This is a genomic window from Streptomyces sp. NPDC126510 (assembly GCF_040302345.1).
Classification (GTDB): domain Bacteria; phylum Actinomycetota; class Actinomycetes; order Streptomycetales; family Streptomycetaceae; genus Streptomyces.
Map to the genome: position 1 here is coordinate 41,534 of NZ_JBEORR010000041.1, position 15,960 is coordinate 57,493.

15 protein-coding genes are annotated in these 15,960 nt (G+C 72.6%); 4 read left to right on the forward strand and 11 right to left on the reverse strand.

What is annotated here, in order from left to right:
* Nucleotides 1-8 precede the first annotated feature (8 nt).
* The 5 genes from ABTX60_RS37715 to ABTX60_RS37735 form a co-directional block, all read right to left on the reverse strand.
* Complete coding sequence (locus tag ABTX60_RS37715; RefSeq protein ID WP_352101444.1) at nt 9-449, reverse strand: GNAT family N-acetyltransferase; 441 nt, start codon at nt 447-449, stop codon at nt 9-11.
* A gap of 100 nt (nt 450-549) precedes the next feature.
* On the reverse strand, nt 550-1,368 hold the full coding sequence (recX, locus tag ABTX60_RS37720; protein WP_352101445.1) for a recombination regulator RecX: 819 nt from the start codon (nt 1,366-1,368) through the stop codon (nt 550-552).
* A 3-nt stretch (nt 1,369-1,371) separates the two neighbouring features.
* Nucleotides 1,372-2,496 (reverse strand): recombinase RecA, encoded by a 1,125-nt coding sequence (gene recA, locus ABTX60_RS37725; protein WP_352101446.1) that lies wholly within the window; start codon nt 2,494-2,496, stop codon nt 1,372-1,374.
* Between the two features lie 341 nt (nt 2,497-2,837).
* A complete protein-coding gene (locus ABTX60_RS37730) occupies nt 2,838-4,103 on the reverse strand; it encodes an AI-2E family transporter (protein ID WP_352101447.1) in 1,266 nt (421 codons plus the stop codon).
* Nucleotides 4,104-4,193: 90 nt separating this feature from the next.
* Entirely contained in the window at nt 4,194-4,388 is a 195-nt protein-coding gene (locus ABTX60_RS37735) for a DUF3046 domain-containing protein (RefSeq protein ID WP_352101448.1), read from the reverse strand.
* Between the two features lie 80 nt (nt 4,389-4,468).
* Here ABTX60_RS37735 and ABTX60_RS37740 point away from each other — a divergent pair, with 80 nt between their 5' ends.
* On the forward strand, nt 4,469-5,413 hold the full coding sequence (locus tag ABTX60_RS37740) for a prenyltransferase/squalene oxidase repeat-containing protein (protein WP_352101449.1): 945 nt from the start codon (nt 4,469-4,471) through the stop codon (nt 5,411-5,413).
* Here ABTX60_RS37740 and ABTX60_RS37745 read toward each other — a convergent pair whose 3' ends face one another.
* Genes ABTX60_RS37745 through ABTX60_RS37755 form a run of 3 tightly spaced genes read right to left on the reverse strand, consistent with a single transcriptional unit; the run spans nt 5,414 to nt 7,298 of the window.
* Nucleotides 5,414-5,725: an AzlD domain-containing protein gene (locus ABTX60_RS37745; RefSeq protein WP_352101450.1), complete on the reverse strand. Its 312-nt coding sequence runs from the start codon at nt 5,723-5,725 to the stop codon at nt 5,414-5,416. It lies immediately after the preceding gene.
* On the reverse strand, nt 5,722-6,444 hold the full coding sequence (locus ABTX60_RS37750; protein WP_352101451.1) for an AzlC family ABC transporter permease: 723 nt from the start codon (nt 6,442-6,444) through the stop codon (nt 5,722-5,724). Before ABTX60_RS37750 ends, ABTX60_RS37745 begins: the two co-directional genes overlap by 4 nt.
* A gap of 23 nt (nt 6,445-6,467) precedes the next feature.
* The gene (locus ABTX60_RS37755; RefSeq protein WP_352101452.1) at nt 6,468-7,298 is read right to left on the reverse strand and encodes an AraC family transcriptional regulator; all 831 of its coding nucleotides are present in this window, start codon (nt 7,296-7,298) and stop codon (nt 6,468-6,470) included.
* Between the two features lie 131 nt (nt 7,299-7,429).
* On the opposite strand from ABTX60_RS37755, the gene ABTX60_RS37760 reads away from it, so the two are divergent.
* The 3 genes from ABTX60_RS37760 to ABTX60_RS37770 are packed head-to-tail and all read left to right on the forward strand — an operon-like array spanning nt 7,430 to nt 14,036.
* Nucleotides 7,430-12,358 (forward strand): ATP-dependent helicase, encoded by a 4,929-nt coding sequence (locus ABTX60_RS37760; protein ID WP_352101453.1) that lies wholly within the window; start codon nt 7,430-7,432, stop codon nt 12,356-12,358.
* Between the two features lie 59 nt (nt 12,359-12,417).
* Nucleotides 12,418-13,239 (forward strand): Fpg/Nei family DNA glycosylase, encoded by an 822-nt coding sequence (locus ABTX60_RS37765; RefSeq protein ID WP_352101454.1) that lies wholly within the window; start codon nt 12,418-12,420, stop codon nt 13,237-13,239.
* A 32-nt stretch (nt 13,240-13,271) separates the two neighbouring features.
* Nucleotides 13,272-14,036 carry an SDR family NAD(P)-dependent oxidoreductase gene (locus ABTX60_RS37770; RefSeq protein ID WP_352101455.1) on the forward strand — a complete coding sequence of 255 codons (765 nt, stop codon included), beginning with the start codon at nt 13,272-13,274 and terminating at the stop codon, nt 14,034-14,036.
* A gap of 101 nt (nt 14,037-14,137) precedes the next feature.
* Here ABTX60_RS37770 and ABTX60_RS37775 read toward each other — a convergent pair whose 3' ends face one another.
* The 3 genes from ABTX60_RS37775 to ABTX60_RS37785 form a co-directional block, all read right to left on the reverse strand.
* Nucleotides 14,138-14,425, reverse strand: a complete 288-nt coding sequence (locus ABTX60_RS37775; RefSeq protein ID WP_502992476.1) for a hypothetical protein — start codon at nt 14,423-14,425, stop codon at nt 14,138-14,140.
* Between the two features lie 343 nt (nt 14,426-14,768).
* Nucleotides 14,769-15,239, reverse strand: coding sequence for a Dps family protein (locus ABTX60_RS37780; RefSeq protein WP_352101456.1), 471 nt, complete (start codon nt 15,237-15,239; stop codon nt 14,769-14,771).
* Between the two features lie 231 nt (nt 15,240-15,470).
* Nucleotides 15,471-15,851: a helix-turn-helix domain-containing protein gene (locus ABTX60_RS37785; protein WP_033314530.1), complete on the reverse strand. Its 381-nt coding sequence runs from the start codon at nt 15,849-15,851 to the stop codon at nt 15,471-15,473.
* Between the last annotated feature and the right edge of the window lie 109 nt (nt 15,852-15,960).

Below are 15,960 nucleotides of genomic sequence, written 5' to 3' on the forward strand. Positions count from 1 at the left end.
GAGGGGTGCTAGGGGACGTAGCGTCGGAAACCCTGTGCCAGAGCTTCGAAACCGCACTCCTTGTAGAAGGCGTGGACGTACTCGTCGTCCGCGGCCAGGAGCTGAATCTTGTAGCAGCCCGCTGACTCCCCCAGCCGAACCGCGGCCTCCATCAGCTGACGGCCGACTCCGCTCCGCTGGCAGGAGCCGGCCACCACGACGTTCTCCACGAACAGGATGGCGCGGGCCCCGCGCGTGAGGTTCGGCACAACGACGCAGTCCGCCGTTCCGACCACGGTGCCGTCTGCATCAGCAACCAGGACCGTACGTCCCTGCTGTGTTGATATGGCCGCCCAGACGGCGTCTGCGGACGCCTGCGGCAACGGCGCATCGTCCGGGTTCAACTCGCGGTAGAGAGCAAGCAACGCCGACACGTCCACCTCTGTCGCTGAGCGCACATCGATCTTCATGCGCTGAGCCTAGGACGCACACAGCCGTTCAGCGGCGGTTGCTCGCATGGCCCGGGCGACCGCTCCGGTCCCGGACCTCACTCCGTCGGCGATACGCCCCTCAGAACCCCTCGTCGCCGAGAAACTCCGTGTCCTCCCCCTCTTCCTCCAGCGCCTGGCGGACCACCCGCAGGGCCATGCCCTCGGGGTAGCCCTTGCGGGCGAGCATGCCCGCAAGGCGGCGGAGGCGTTTGTCCCGGTCGAGTCCGCGGGTGGAGCGGAGCTTGCGTGCTACGAGCTCGCGTGCGGTCTCCTCCTCCTGCTCGGAGTCGAGTTGGGAGACGGCCTCGTCGATCAGCGTGGAGTCGACGCCCTTGGTGCGCAGTTCCCGAGCGAGCGCACGCCGGGCGAGCCCTCTGCCGTGGTGGCGGGACTCCACCCAGGCGTCCGCGAACGCACTGTCGTTGATGAGGCCGACCTCTTCGAACCGTGAGAGCACCTCCTCGGCGGCGTCGTCCGGGATCTGCCGCTTGCGCAGGGCGTCGGCGAGTTGCTTACGGGTCCGTGGGGTCCCGGTGAGCAGGCGCAGGCAGATCGCCCGGGCCCGCTCGACCGGGTCCCCCGGAGGTGCCTCCTGCTCGGCCCTCGACGAGGAGAGGGCACCTCCGTCCTCGGTTTCGGCCGCCGCGTCACCGAAGCCACGCCGACGACGACCGCGCCTGCCGCGCGGCCCGCCGTCACGCGAGCCGCCTCCGGGTGAGCCGCCCCCGTGCAGCCCGGTGTCATCCCCGTCTCCGTACAGCCGGTCGCCCTCGGGTGGGGTGTCCCCGAAGCCGTCCACCTCGTCCACGGCTGAGCCCGGGTCGCCTCCGGTGCCCCTCCCCCGTGGGGCACCGGAGGCGGCGTACTCGTACTCCGCCCAGTCGGTTCGCCGTGTCACAGGTCAGCTCTTGGCTGCGGCGGCCTTGGACTTGGCGGTCTTGGCCGGTGCCGGGGCCGGGACAGCCGGTGCCGCGTCGGCCGGTGCGGAGGCCGCGGCGTCCGTGCCCGGCTCGGCGGCGGGCTCCTCGGGGCGCACGCCGACGCCCAGCTTCTCCTTGATCTTCTTCTCGATCTCGTTGGCCAGGTCGGGGTTGTCCTTGAGGAAGTTGCGCGCGTTCTCCTTGCCCTGGCCGAGCTGGTCGCCCTCGTACGTGTACCAGGCGCCGGCCTTGCGGACGAAGCCGTGCTCCACGCCCATGTCGATCAGACCGCCCTCGCGGCTGATGCCGTGGCCGTAGAGGATGTCGAACTCGGCCTGCTTGAAGGGCGGCGCGACCTTGTTCTTGACGACCTTGCAGCGGGTGCGGTTGCCGACCGCGTCCGTGCCGTCCTTCAGGGTCTCGATGCGGCGGATGTCGATGCGCACCGAGGCGTAGAACTTCAGCGCCCGGCCACCGGTCGTGGTCTCGGGGGAGCCGAACATCACGCCGATCTTCTCGCGGAGCTGGTTGATGAAGATGGCGGTGGTCTTGGACTGGTTGAGCGCGCTGGTGATCTTCCGCAGCGCCTGGCTCATCAGGCGGGCCTGCAGACCGACGTGGCTGTCGCCCATCTCGCCCTCGATCTCCGCACGCGGGACGAGCGCGGCGACGGAGTCGATGACGATGAGGTCGAGGGCGCCGGAGCGGACCAGCATGTCCACGATCTCCAGGGCCTGCTCGCCGTTGTCCGGCTGGGAGAGGATGAGGTTGTCGATGTCGACGCCGAGCTTCTTCGCGTACTCGGGGTCGAGTGCGTGCTCCGCGTCGACGAAGGCGACCTGGCCTCCGGCCTTCTGCGCGTTCGCCACCGCGTGCAGGGTCAGGGTGGTCTTACCGGAGGATTCCGGTCCGTAGATCTCTACGACACGGCCGCGGGGCAGACCGCCCACGCCGAGAGCCACGTCCAGGGCGGTGGATCCGGTCGGGATGACCTCGATGGGCTCCTGGGTCCGGTCGCCCATGCGCATGACCGCGCCCTTGCCGAATTGCCGTTCAATCTGTGCGAGCGCGGCATCCAGGGCCTTCTCGCGGTCGGTTCCTGCCATGGGTTCCACCCGATTTGCTTGAGTCGATCGCTTCACGTCAAAGACGCTAACGCCTGCCACTGACAACGCGCCCCGACGCACGTCCGGCCTGTGGATAACTCGGGCATTTCTCTACCCAAAGCATGTCGAAATGCCCTTCATTGAGCCTCGCCGGTCCCTCCATGAGAATGGATGTTCGATTTTGGTGTCAAGCGCACCACGCGGCACATCCGGAACCGAGCAGGTGCCGTACGTTCCGTGTCCCGGCGCCTGTTGTGGCCTTCCCCCGAAGGGCGGTCCCACGCCTCGGGCAGGCTGCCGCCCGAGGCGTGGGCGCCCTGATCAGATCGCCGGCGGCGAGGTCAGGAGGAGTCCTGCCCGGGGCCCCGGCCCTCCGGCCGCTCCGCCTCGCGGCGCCGTTCCCACAGTCGCCGTGCACGCGCGAGCAGACCCGGCCCCTCTCCCCGCCACCGGTGGCCGTGCACCCGGGGGTCGTCCGTGACGTCGTAACGCTTCACGTACGCCCCGAGGAAGGCCTGGAGCGTGGCGATGGCGGGGATGGCGATCAGTGCGCCGACGGCGCCGAGGAGGGCGGTGCCGGCGATGACCGAGCCGAAGGCGACGGCCGGGTGGATGTCGACGGTCTTGGAGGTCAGCTTGGGCTGCAGCACGTAGTTCTCGAACTGCTGGTAGATCACGACGAAGACCAGCACCCACAGCGCGTACCAGGGGTCCACCGTGAAGGCGATCAGCATGGGCAGGGCGCCCGCCAGGTACGTGCCGATGGTGGGGATGAACTGCGACACCAGGCCCACCCACACGGCGAGCACGGGTGCGTAGGGCACGTCCAGGGCCTGCAGCAGGATGAAGTGCGCCACGCCGGAGATCAGCGCCATCAGGCCGCGGGAGTAGATGTAGCCGCCGGTCTTGTTCACGGCGATCTCCCACGCGCGCAGCACCTCCGCCTGGCGGGCGGGCGGCAGGACCGAGCAGATCGCGCGGCGCAGTCGCGGGCCGTCCGCGGCGAAGTAGAACGAGAACAGGGCGATGGTGAGCAGCTGGAAGAGGCCGCCGATGACCTGGGCCGACACGTCCAGGACGCCGGTGGCGCTGTTCTGGACGTAGTTGCGCAGCCAGCCGGAGCGGAGCAGGCCCTCCTGGATGTCGACACGCTTCAGGTCGGTCTTGAAGTGCGTGTTGATCCAGTGGATGACGGAGTCGAGGTACTCGGGGAAGCCCTCGATCAGCTTGATGAGCTGATCCGCGAGGACGGAACCGAGCAGGGTGACGAACCCTGCCGACACGATCATCACGCCGATGAAGACGATGAACGCGGCGAACCCTCTGCGCAGGCCGCGCGAGGCCATCCAGCTCACCGCGGGCTCGATGGCGAGCGCCAGGAAGAACGCGATGAGGATGTTGACCAGCAGACCGGTGAGCTGGTGAAAGGCCCAACTGCCCAACTGGAACGCCGCGACGAGGGCGAGCGCGAGCACCATGGCGCGGGGCAGCCAGCGCGGCATGCGGCCGTTCCCCCCGGCCCCGCCGGCCGGGGGGCGGACAGGCGGCGTCGTACCGGAAGCTGAGGACTGCTGGGCTGCCTGGCCGGTCTCGTCAGTGGGTGCCACGGTCCAAGTCTCGCCCACGCCACCGACAGCCGTCTGCCCGGCTGCGATCTTCGTGACCGGTCAGCGCCGTCCGGGGCTCACCGGCAACGGTCAGCGCCTCTCCCGGGGCACGTCCATCACCGAGCAGACCACGTGCCATACCTCCTTGGCGTCCCAGCCGGCCGCCAGTGCCTCGTGCACCGTGCGCCCACCGAGCTCGGACATCACGTGGTCGCGCGCGAAGGTTTCGGCGTAACCAGGACCGAAGTGCTCCGCCATCCGCTGCCAGAAGACCGTCAACCGCATGACTCCAGTATCCCGCCCCTGGGGGTGGGCCTGAGCCGGGACCGCCTGCCGGCGCCGCTTCGCGCCCTACGGTCTGACCCATGGCCGCAACAGGAGCTACCGAACTCACCCCGACGCCCCCGCCGCACAGCCCCGTCACGCGCGCGGAGCGTTTCGTCTGGCTCACCGCGCGCGTGCTCGAGCAGCGCCGCTTCGCCCACCATTTCCGGGGCGCCGCCGCGGATCCGGTGGAGACCGCCCTGGACGCCTACCGCAACGAGGACGGCGGGTACGGCCACGCGCTGGAGCCCGATCTGCGCGGCCCGGTCAGCCAGCCTCTGCACACCGCGCACGCGCTGCGTGTACTGGACGCGGTCGGACGCTGCGCCGGCCAGCGGGTGGAACGCATGTGCCGCTACCTGACGTCCGTCTCGACCACGGACGGCGCCCTCCCGGCGATCCACCCCAGCCAGCGCGGTTATCCCACGGCTCCCTTCGTGACGGTGGTGGACGACCCGCCCAGCGACCTGCTGGCCACCGGGCCGGTGGTGGGCCTGCTGCACCGCAACGAGGTGTGGCACGCCTGGCTCTTCCGGGCCACGGACTTCTGCTGGCGGGCGGTCGAGTCCCTGGAGACGTCGCACCCGTACGAGATCGAGGCAGCTGTGGTCTTCCTGGACTCCGCCCCTGACCGTCCGCGCGCGCAGGCGGCCGCCCACCGTCTCGGCCGCCTGGTCCGCAGGCACCGCCTCGCGGCCCTGGACCCCGACGACCTGGACTCCCATCCGGTCTCTCCCGGCTACGCCCCGGGGGAGCACCATTTCCCGTACGACTACGCGCGGACACCGCGCTCGCTCGCGCGCGCGTGGTTCACGGACGACGAGATGGCCCGGTCCCTGGACCACCTCGCGGCGCAGCAGCAGGAGGACGGTGGCTGGCCGGTCCGGTGGCGCCACTGGGCCCCGGCCCCCGCCCTGGAGGCACGCCCGCTCGTGACGATCGAGGCCCTGCGTGTGCTCAGCGCCTACGGCCGCGTCATCGACTGATCATCCCGCCCCCAGGGCCCGCACCCCCGCGGTCACCAGCACGGCCGCGGCGACGACGAGGAGGAACGGGGCGCGCAGGATCAGCGCCACGGCTGCGGCGGCGAGTCCGGCGGCCCTCGCGTCCAGCACCAGCGTCTGCCCGTCGGCGAAGGTCTGCTGGGCGGTGAGGGCCGCCAGCAACGCGACGGGCAGCAGGGCGGCGAGACGCTTGACCAGGGGCCGCTCCAGGGTCCCTGCGGGCACGAGGAGGCCCACCAGCTTGACGACGTAGCACCCTAGGGCGGTCGCCCCGATCGCGATCCAGACGTTCACCGCGCGTCCCCCCGTCCCTTGCGCCGGCCGTCCGCCCACAGCACCACCGGCGCCGCCAGCGCGGCCAGCAGCACCGGCACTCCGGCGGGCAGCACGGGCAGCAGTCCGAGCCCCAGCAGCACGGCGAGCCCGGCGACGGCCCGCTCGGTGCCGGTCTTGAGCATCGGCGCGAGCAGCGCCAGGAACACCGCCGGCCCGGCGGCGTCCAGGCCCCACGCGTCGGTGTCGCCGATCGCCTCGGCGCCGAGGGCCCCGAGCAGCGTGGTGAGGTTCCACAGGATGTAGAGGCTCAGCCCGGTCACGACGAACCCGAGCCGCGCGGCACGCCGGGTGGGCTGGGCGAGCGCGACGGCGGACGTCTCGTCGATCACCCACTGGGCGGCGAACGGCCGTACCGCGCGCGGGAGGGCCAGCAACTGCGACAGACGCAGGCCGTAGAAGGCGTTCCGCACGCCCAGGAAGAAGGCGCCGGCGGCCGCTGTGAAGGGGCTGCCCCCGGCCGCGATGGCTCCCACGAGGGCGAACTGGGACGCCCCGGTGAACACCAGAAGACTGAGCGCGCACGTCTGCAGCAGCGTGAGTCCGCCGCCGGCCGATGTCACGCCGAAGGCGAAGCCGGAGAGCCCGACGGCCACCCCGACTCCGAGGGCGTCGCGTACGACCGCCCGATCCGTCTTCCCACCGATGTCTGCGTCTTCGAGAACTGTCTGATCTGCCACGCCCCGCACGCTACGGGCGGCGGCTACCCGAGGTCTTGTACGTTCTTGCGCTCCCGCTGGTAGGCCCCGGGAGGCACGCCGACCATCCGGCTGAAGTGCCGGTTGAGATGCGGCTGGTCGGTGAACCCGACGGCCACGGCCGCCTCGGAGGGAGTCGTCCCCGTGTCCAGCAGCCGCCGCGCCCGCCGTACGCGCGCGTCCGTGAGCCACGCGTGGGGCGGCATCCCGTAGGTGTTCCGGAAGGCCCGCAGCAGGGCGAACGGGCTGGTCCCGAGGTCGGCCGCCAGCCGCTCCAGGGTCGGCGGACGCGCCATCCGCTCCTCCAGCACACCACGCGCGCGTGCCGCGATCCGGGCTCCCGCCGTCCGCACCTCCCGCCGTGGCAGGGTGCCGCCGTTCAGCCGCAGCAACCTGGTCACGGCGACCCGCAGGAGTGTGTCCGCGGCCAGCGCGTTGCCCTCGTCGGCGGCCCGCAGCACCTGGTGCACCAGTCCCGCGGCGTAGGGGTCGTCCACCACCGGGCTGACGAATCCCGGCGTACCGCGCAGCCCGGTCGTCTCGGCCGCGATCTCGGCGACCACGTCGGGCGGCGGGTACACGGCCCCGTACCGCCACCCTTCGGGCACCCCGGCCCGTCCGGTGTGCGGCGTATCGGGATTCACCAGTGCGAGAGCCCCGGCTCCCGCGTACTGGTCGCCCCCGCCGTGGTGGAACACCTCCACGCCGTCGGCGATGGCGGCTATCACGAAGTTCTCGTGCGTGTGCCGCACGAACGTCTTGTGCACGTACCGGGCCCGCAGCAGATCGACTCCGGGCAGCTCGTCGTACTGCCAGTGCCGTGCGCGCTCGTCCATATGCCCATTGTCCGCGGCCGTGGACGCCCCGGCGTACCGTTTTCGGCCCGGCGGGGGCCGCGCTCGCGGCGAAACGGCAGGCCACGATGCGTCGGGGCCCCGTTGTCAGTGCCGAGGTGCACGATGGACGCATGCCCAGCGATGCGCAGCGAGCCCTGGACGGCTTCTCCCCCGCGACCCGAGCCTGGTTCACGGGTGCCTTCTCCGCGCCCACCGCGGCCCAGGCCGGTGCGTGGCAGGCCATCCACGAGGGCTCGGACGTGCTGGTCGTGGCCCCCACCGGCTCCGGCAAGACCCTGGCCGCGTTCCTGGCGGCCCTGGACCAGCTGGCCTCGGCCCCTCCCCCGGCCGACCCCAGGAAGCGCTGCCGCGTCCTGTACGTCTCGCCACTGAAGGCCCTGGCGGTGGACGTCGAGCGCAACCTGCGCAGCCCGCTGACGGGCATCCGGCAGGAGTCGGTACGCCTCGGCCTGCCCGAACCCGAGGTCAAGGTGGGCATCCGCTCGGGCGACACCCCCGCCGCCGAGCGCCGCGCCCTGTCGACCCGTCCGCCGGACATCCTGATCACGACCCCGGAATCGCTGTTCCTGATGCTGACGTCGGCCACACGCGACGCACTGGCGGGCGTGGAGACGGTGATCCTCGACGAGGTGCACGCGGTCGCCGGCACCAAGCGCGGCGCCCACCTGGCGCTCTCCCTGGAGCGGCTGGACGGCCTCCTCCCGAAGCCCGCCCGCCGCATCGGCCTCTCCGCGACGGTCCGCCCCGTGGACGAGGTGGCCCGTTTCCTCTCACCCCGCCGCAAGGTGGAGATCGTCCAGCCGGAGTCGGGCAAGGAATTCGACCTGTCCGTGGTCGTCCCGGTCGAGGACCTGGGCGAGCTGGGCGGCTCCCCGGTCGCGGACGGCCAGGAAGGCGCCGAGCGGCCGTCCATCTGGCCGCATGTGGAGGAGCGGATCGCCGACCTCGTCCAGTCCCACCGCTCGACGATCGTCTTCGCGAACTCCCGCCGCCTCGCGGAGCGCCTCTGCAACCGGCTGAACGAGATCGCGTACGAGCGCGCCACGGGCGAGACGCTCGACGAGCACCACTCCCCGGCCGAGCTCATGGGCGGCTCGGGAGCGGCCCAGGGCGCCCCCCAGGTCATCGCCCGCGCCCACCACGGCTCGGTGTCCAAGGAGCAGCGCGCCCTGGTCGAGGAGGACCTCAAGGCGGGCCGCCTGCCCGCGGTCGTGGCCACCTCCAGTCTCGAGCTCGGCATCGACATGGGTGCGGTGGACCTGGTCGTGCAGGTGGAGTCGCCACCCTCGGTCGCCTCCGGCCTGCAGCGCGTCGGCCGGGCGGGGCACCAGGTGGGCGCGGTCTCCACCGGTGTGGTCTTCCCGAAGTACCGGGGCGACCTGGTTCAGGCGGCGGTGGTCACCGAGCGCATGCGCACCGGCTCCATCGAGTCCCTCAAGGTCCCGGCCAATCCCCTGGACGTCCTGGCGCAGCAGGTGGTCGCCATGACGGCCCTGGACACCTGGCAGTTCGACGACCTCCTCGCCGCCGTGCGCCGGGCCGCCCCCTTCGCCTCGCTTCCCGAGTCGGCCTTCACGGCGGTCCTCGACATGCTGGCGGGCCGCTACCCGTCCGACGCGTTCGCGGAGCTGCGTCCGCGCGTGGTGTGGGACCGGGTCACCGGCGAGATCACCGGCCGCCCCGGCGCGCAGCGCCTCGCCGTCACCTCCGGCGGCACGATCCCCGACCGCGGTCTCTTCGGCGTCTTCCTCGCGGGCAGCGATCCCAAGAAGGGCGGCGGCCGGGTCGGCGAGCTCGACGAGGAGATGGTCTACGAGTCCCGCGTCGGTGACGTCTTCACTCTGGGCACCAGCTCCTGGCGCATCGAGGACATCACCCGTGACCGTGTCCTGGTCTCCCCCGCCCCGGGCGTGCCGGGCAGGCTGCCCTTCTGGAAGGGCGACCAGCTGGGCCGCCCGCTGGAACTGGGCCGGGCGGTGGGCGCGTTCCTGCGCGAGGTCGGATCGCTGCCCGAGGACGACGCCCGCCTCCGGCTCCTCGCCGCCGGGCTGGACGCGTGGGCGGCGGACAACGTGCTGTCGTACCTGGACGAGCAGCGCGAGGCCTGCGGTCACATCCCGGACGACCGGACGATCGTCGTGGAGCGCTTCCGCGACGAGCTCGGCGACTGGCGCGTGGTCGTGCACTCCCCCTTCGGCGCCCAGGTGCACGCCCCCTGGGCGCTCGCGCTCGGCGCCAAGCTCTCCGAGCGGTACGGCATGGACGCGCAGGTCATGCACGCCGACGACGGCATCGTGCTGCGCCTGCCGGACGCCGACCTCATGGGCCTGGACCTGCTGGACCAGGAGCCGGTGAAGATGGGCCGGGAGTACGACGCCGAGCAGGCCCCCGTGGGCGCGGCGGACGTCGTCTTCGACAAGGGCGAGGTCGACCAGGTCGTCACCGACCAGGTGGGCAGCTCGGCCCTGTTCGCCTCCCGCTTTCGCGAGTGCGCCGCCCGCGCGCTGCTGCTGCCGCGCCGCAACCCGGGCAAGCGCACCCCGCTGTGGCAGCAGCGGCAGCGCGCCTCCCAGCTGTTGCAGGTGGCGAGCGAGTTCGGCTCGTTCCCGATCGTTCTGGAGGCGGTCCGCGAGTGCCTCCAGGACGTCTTCGACGTGCCCGGCCTCGTCGAGCTGATGGGCGACCTGGAGTCCCGCAAGGTGCGCCTGGTCGAGGTCACCACCGCCGAACCGTCCCCCTTCGCGCGCTCGCTCCTCTTCGGCTACGTCGCCCAGTTCCTGTACGAGGGTGACTCCCCGCTGGCCGAGCGCCGCGCCGCCGCCCTGTCGCTGGACTCGCGGCTGCTGGCCGAGCTGCTGGGCCAGGCGGAGCTGCGCGAGCTGCTCGACGCGGAGGTGCTGACCGAGCTGGAGCGGGAGCTCCAGTGGCTCACCGAGGACCGCCGCGTCAAGGACGCCGAGGGCGTCGCGGACCTCCTGCGCATGCTCGGCCCGCTCACGGAGGCGGAGCTCGCCGAGCGGGGCGCCGAGCCGCAGTGGGCGCAGGAGCTCGCCGGCGCCCGCCGCGCCATCCGGGTCCGGATCGCCGGCGCGGACCACTGGGCGGCGATCGAGGACGCGGGCCGCCTGCGCGACGCGCTGGGCACAGCCCTGCCGGTCGGCGTCCCGGAAGCCTTCACGGAGCCCGTCAAGGATCCGCTCGGCGACCTGCTCGCGCGCTACGCCCGCACCCACGGCCCGTTCACCTCGGCCACGGCCGCCGCGCGCTTCGGACTGGGCGTCGCCGTCACCGAGGGCGCCCTCCAGCGGCTCGCGGCGGCGGGCCGGGTCGTCCAGGGCGAGTTCCACCCGTCCGGGATCGGCCAGGAGTGGTGCGACGCGGCTGTGCTGCGCCGGTTGCGCCGCCGCTCCCTGGCGGCCCTGCGGCACGAGCTGGAGCCGGTGCCACCGGCCGCGCTGGCCCAGTTCCTCCCTCAGTGGCAGCACATCGGCAAGGGGCACTCCCTGCGCGGCATCGACGGGCTGGTCCGGGCCATCGAGCAGGTCCAGGGCGCGTCCGTGCCGGCCTCCGCCCTGGAGAAGCTGGTGCTGCCCTCCCGTGTCGTGAACTACACCCCGGCCATGCTGGACGAGCTGACCGCGGCCGGAGAGGTGGTCTGGGCCGGGGCGGGCTCCCTCCCCGGCAAGGACGGCTGGGTCTCCCTGTATCTGGCGGACGCGGCCCCCCTGCTCCTGCCGCCCCCGCACCCCCTGGAGCTGACCGCCCTGCACCAGTCCGTCCTGGACACCCTCTCCGGCGGCTACGGCCTGTTCTTCCGCCAGATCGCCGACCAGGTCCGCGCCACCACCCACCCCAAGGCCGGCGATCCCCAACTGGCCGACGCCCTCTGGGACCTCGCCTGGTCCGGCCGGCTGACGAACGACACCCTCACCCCGATGCGCTCCCTGCTCGGCTCGGGCCGCACCGCCGGCTCCACGGCCCACCGCGCCAAGCGCTCCGTCCCCCGCGGGCGCTACGGCTCCCTGACGGCTGCGGCCCGGACCTCGTCCCGCTCCGGCCCGCCGACGGTGGCCGGGCGCTGGTCGCTGCTCCCGGCCCACGAACCGGACCCCACCGTTCGGGCCCACGCGCTCGCCCGCACGCTCCTCGACCGGCACGGAGTGGTCACCAGGGGCGCGGTCTCGGCGGAGGGCGTCGAGGGCGGCTTCTCGGCTACGTACCGCGTCCTGTCCGTCTTCGAGGAGAGCGGCCAGGCCCGCCGCGGCTATGTGGTGGAGGGCCTCGGCGCCGCGCAGTTCGCGATGGACGGCGCGGTGGACCGCCTGCGCGCCGTGTCGAACGCCCGCGACCGCGGCGCGGACCTGCCCGGCCCGCCTCCCGGCCCCGCACCCGACCCGTTCCCCGCCCATGACTTCGCCGCCCCGGACGACGCGGCCCCGTCCCTCGGCCACGGCGACGACCCCGGCCCCGGCCCCGGCCCCGACGGGTTCCCTGACCTGTCCCCGTCGTACGACATCCCGAAGCCGTCCCCGGACGAGTGGATCTCGCCCCGCGACTACGCCCCGCAGGCCTCCCCGCCCTGGCAGAACGGCGGTCGCGCCGGGTACGACCAGGGCTTCGCGGGCCGCCGTGCCCGCCCCGACGGCGCTTCCCGGGCCGTCGTCCTCGCCGCCGCCGACCCGGCGAACGCGTACGGCGCCGCCCTGCCCTGGCCCGAACCCCCGAGCGGCGCCGGGCACAAGCCAGGCCGTAAAGCGGGCTCACTCGTGGTCCTGGTCGACGGTGAGCTGACGCTCTACATGGAGCGCGGTGGAAAGACCCTGCTGGCCTGGCCCGCCGAGCCGGACGGCGATCCCGCCGACGACCCCCGGCTGCACGGCGCCGCGGAGGCCCTCGCCGCGGCAGCCCGCGCGGGTTCGCTCGGCACGGTCACGGTCGAGCGCGTCAACGGCGCCCAGGCCCTCACCTCCCCCCTCGGCACCCTCCTGGAAGGAGCAGGATTCATCGCGACCCCCCGAGGACTGCGCCTGCGTGCGTGACGGCCGGCCACCCGCAGCAGCCCCGGCCGAGCGTGCGGCGTTCGTGCCACCCTTGACCCATGCCCGAAGGTGACACGGTCTGGCAGGCCGCGAGGCGGTTGGACGACGCCCTCGCGGGCAGGGTGCTGACCCGCAGCGACCTCAGGGTGCCCCGCTTCGCCACGGCCGATCTCACGGGCCGCGCGGTCCTGGACGTCACCGCGCGCGGCAAGCATCTCCTCACGCGCATCGAGGGCGGCCTGACCCTCCACTCCCACCTGCGGATGGACGGCTCCTGGAAGGTGTACGGGAACGGCCAGCGCTGGAGCGGCGGTCCCGGCCATCAGATCCGCGCGATCCTCGGCAACACCGACCGCACCGCCGTCGGCTACCGCCTGCCCGTCCTCGAACTCCTGCGCACGGCCGACGAGCACCGCGCGGTCGGCCATCTCGGCCCCGACCTCCTCGGCCCGGACTGGGACCCCGACCAGGCCCTCGCCAACATCCTCCAGGATCCCGCACGTGAACTCGGCGAGGCCCTGCTCGACCAGCGCAACCTCGCGGGCATCGGCAATGTGTACAAGAGCGAGCTCTGCTTCCTGCTCGGGGTCACGCCCTGGCTCCCGGCCGGTGCACTGCCCGCCGACCGGGCCGAGAAGCTGCCCGCGCTCGCGAAGAAGCTGCTGGAGGCCAACCGCGACCGCCCGATCCGCAGCACGACGGGCCGCCGCGGCCAGGACCTCTTCGTCTACGGCCGCGCTCCACGCCCCTGCCTCCGGTGCCGCACGTCGATCCGCATGGCGGACCAGGGCGACGGCTCCCGCGAACGCCCGACCTACTGGTGCCCCACCTGCCAGCCGGGCCCAGCCCCGGCCACCACCAGGCGCCGCAGCACTAATTGACGAGCCGTCAGAAATGCTCGTACGGTCCCTGTATGCCCGTCACGGCGTACGACCTCACCGGCCGCACCGCGTTCGTCACCGGCGCGGCGAGCGGCATCGGCCGCGCCTCGGCTCTCCTGCTCGCCGAGGCGGGCGCGACGGTGCACTGCGCCGACCGTGACGCCGGGGGCCTGCGTGAGACGGCGACCCTGATCGAGAACAGCGGCGGGACCGCCCGCACCCACACTCTCGACGTCACCGACCGGCTCCAGCTGAAGCAGGCCCTCACCTCGTGCGAGCGCCTGGACGCCCTGGCCGCGGTCGCCGGGATCATGCACAGCAGCCCGGTGCTGGAGACCAGGGACGAGGACCTCGACCGCGTGCTGGCCGTGAACTTCAAGGGTGTCCTGTACGCCTGCCAGGAGGCGGCCCGCCTGATGATCGCCCACGGCACCCGGGGCAGCATCGTCACCATGGCCTCGGGCGCCGTCGACACCGGCGGCCCCGGACTGCTCTGCTACGGCGCGGCGAAGGCGGCGGTGGTGCAGCTAACGAAGACCCTCGCGACGGAGGTGGGCCGGCACGGCATCCGCGTCAACGCGGTCGCTCCGGGCTGGATCCGGACGCCGATGACCGACCGCCGCGACAGTGCGTCCCAGGCGCGCACGGAGTCCGTCATGGCCCGCATGTCACCCCTGGGCCGTGTGGGCGAGCCCGAGGACATCGCCCACGCGGTCCTCCACCTGGCCTCCGACGCCTCGGCCTTCACCACGGGCCAGATCCTCCGCCCGAACGGGGGCGTGGCGATGCCGTGGTGAGACGCCCCCGTCCATCGGCCTCGACGCCTCCCCCGACCTACCGGCGTCCCCGGCGCCCCGGCGAGGGCGTGGCCATGCCGCCGCGAGACGCCCCCCACCCATCACCCCCTATACCTCCCCGACTCCACCCCCGTCGCACCCTTACCCCCGGCCGTCCAGATCCTCCGCAGCCGCCCCGCCCCCACGACCCCCCGCGCCTGCCGCTTGGGCACGCAGTGCACCGGCAGCACGCTCAGGCCCCACCCGCCGGCCGCGACCGCTGCCTCCAGCACCCCCGCCTCCGGCACGGCCACCAGCCGGAGCACCGCCCACCACCACAGCACCCCCAGCCCGAGCGCGGCCCCGCGAACCCCCCAGCGCCGGCTCCCCCAGCCCGCTATCCCCGCCACGGCCGCCACCTCCGGCCCGACGCTATGCCGCTGGCCGGATCGGGCGGCAGGGCGCACCGCAGGCACACGGAGGCACCACGCACCCCGGTGGGGCCGCGCACCTCACTCAAGCGGCGCACGCGCAGACCGACCGCGCCGCACCGGCCCCCGAACCGAGCGGCGCCAAAAGTCCCAGCGGACCCACGAAACCCACGGCATCCATCAAGCTCACGACGCCCACCAGGCTCACGGGATTCACCAGGCTCCTGAAGCCCAGGAGGCTCACCGGATTCACCCGGCTCGTGAGACTCACCGGGCTCAGCAGGCCCACCCGGCCCGTTGCCCGTTCCCGCGCCCGCTGCCGTCACCCGTTCTCGGCCTGGAACATCCAATGATGCTTCTCCAGGTCCGCCGTGATCCCGATGAAGATGTCCTGGCTCACCGGATCCGGCTCGCCGGTGCTCTCGACCCGCTCCCGCATCCTCGCGATCACCGCTCCCAGCGCTTCGACCAGGGTTCCCACGGCGGTCGTGTCGTCCACCCAGCCCTCGGGTGTCACCCCGATCCCGCTGCCGACGGCCACCGTCGCGGCACGCCCGTCGGGAGAGATGCCGAGGGCCGCGGCCCGTTCGGCCACGGTGTCGGAGTACCTCCGGGCAGTGTCGACGACTTCGTCGAGCTGGAGGTGCACGGAACGGAAGCGCGGCCCCACCACGTTCCAATGAATCTGCTTCGCCACGAGGGCGAGATCCACCAGATCGACGAGGGCACCTTGCAGCGCCTCGGACACGGTCTTCAGGCTCGCGTCCGACAACGGGCTCTTCACGACGTACATCCGCACCTCCGAGGACTGCCCCCGCCATCCCCTCAACGATGACCGCCGCACGCCACACCGGCAAACGCACACACATCAGACACGGCACCGCGGGACGGCTCAGCCGGGCCCACACAAGCGAAAACCCCGGGCGACACCCCTCCGGATCTCCCGGAGCGGCCCGGCCGGGGCCTCACCACTTCTCAGCGCTTGGTCGGCGCCGTTCCTCTCATGCCGCGCGGGTGCGGAACCTCACGCGGCGACGACGTCCACTGCTTCGGCGGGCGCCTTGATGGTCACCCGTTCCGGTGGCACACCGGTCACCGAGACGGAACCCAGCATCGAGCGAACCGGCGTGGGAACAGGCTCGCTGGGGGTGGCCGCAGCAGACTGGGCCAGCTCGGCGAGGGCGAGCTCGTCGCTCACTTCCCGCATGAGCTCGGACATCCGTACGTCCAGCGCGTCGCAGATCGCGGAGAGCAGCTCGGAGGAAGCCTCCTTCTGCCCCCGCTCCACCTCGGAGAGATAGCCGAGTGAGACTCGGGCGGACGAGGAGACTTCGCGCAGAGTACGGCCCTGGCGCTGGCGCTGCCGACGCAGCACGTCACCCAGCAGGCGACGGAGCAGAATCATCGGTGGCTCCCTCCTCGGACCGCGTAGCCGCATCCATTACGCCCCACCGTACCGCCTTGCGCCGCGGCCGTGCGGGGAGCGATGTCGTGTTCACTCAGGGCTGCAAACA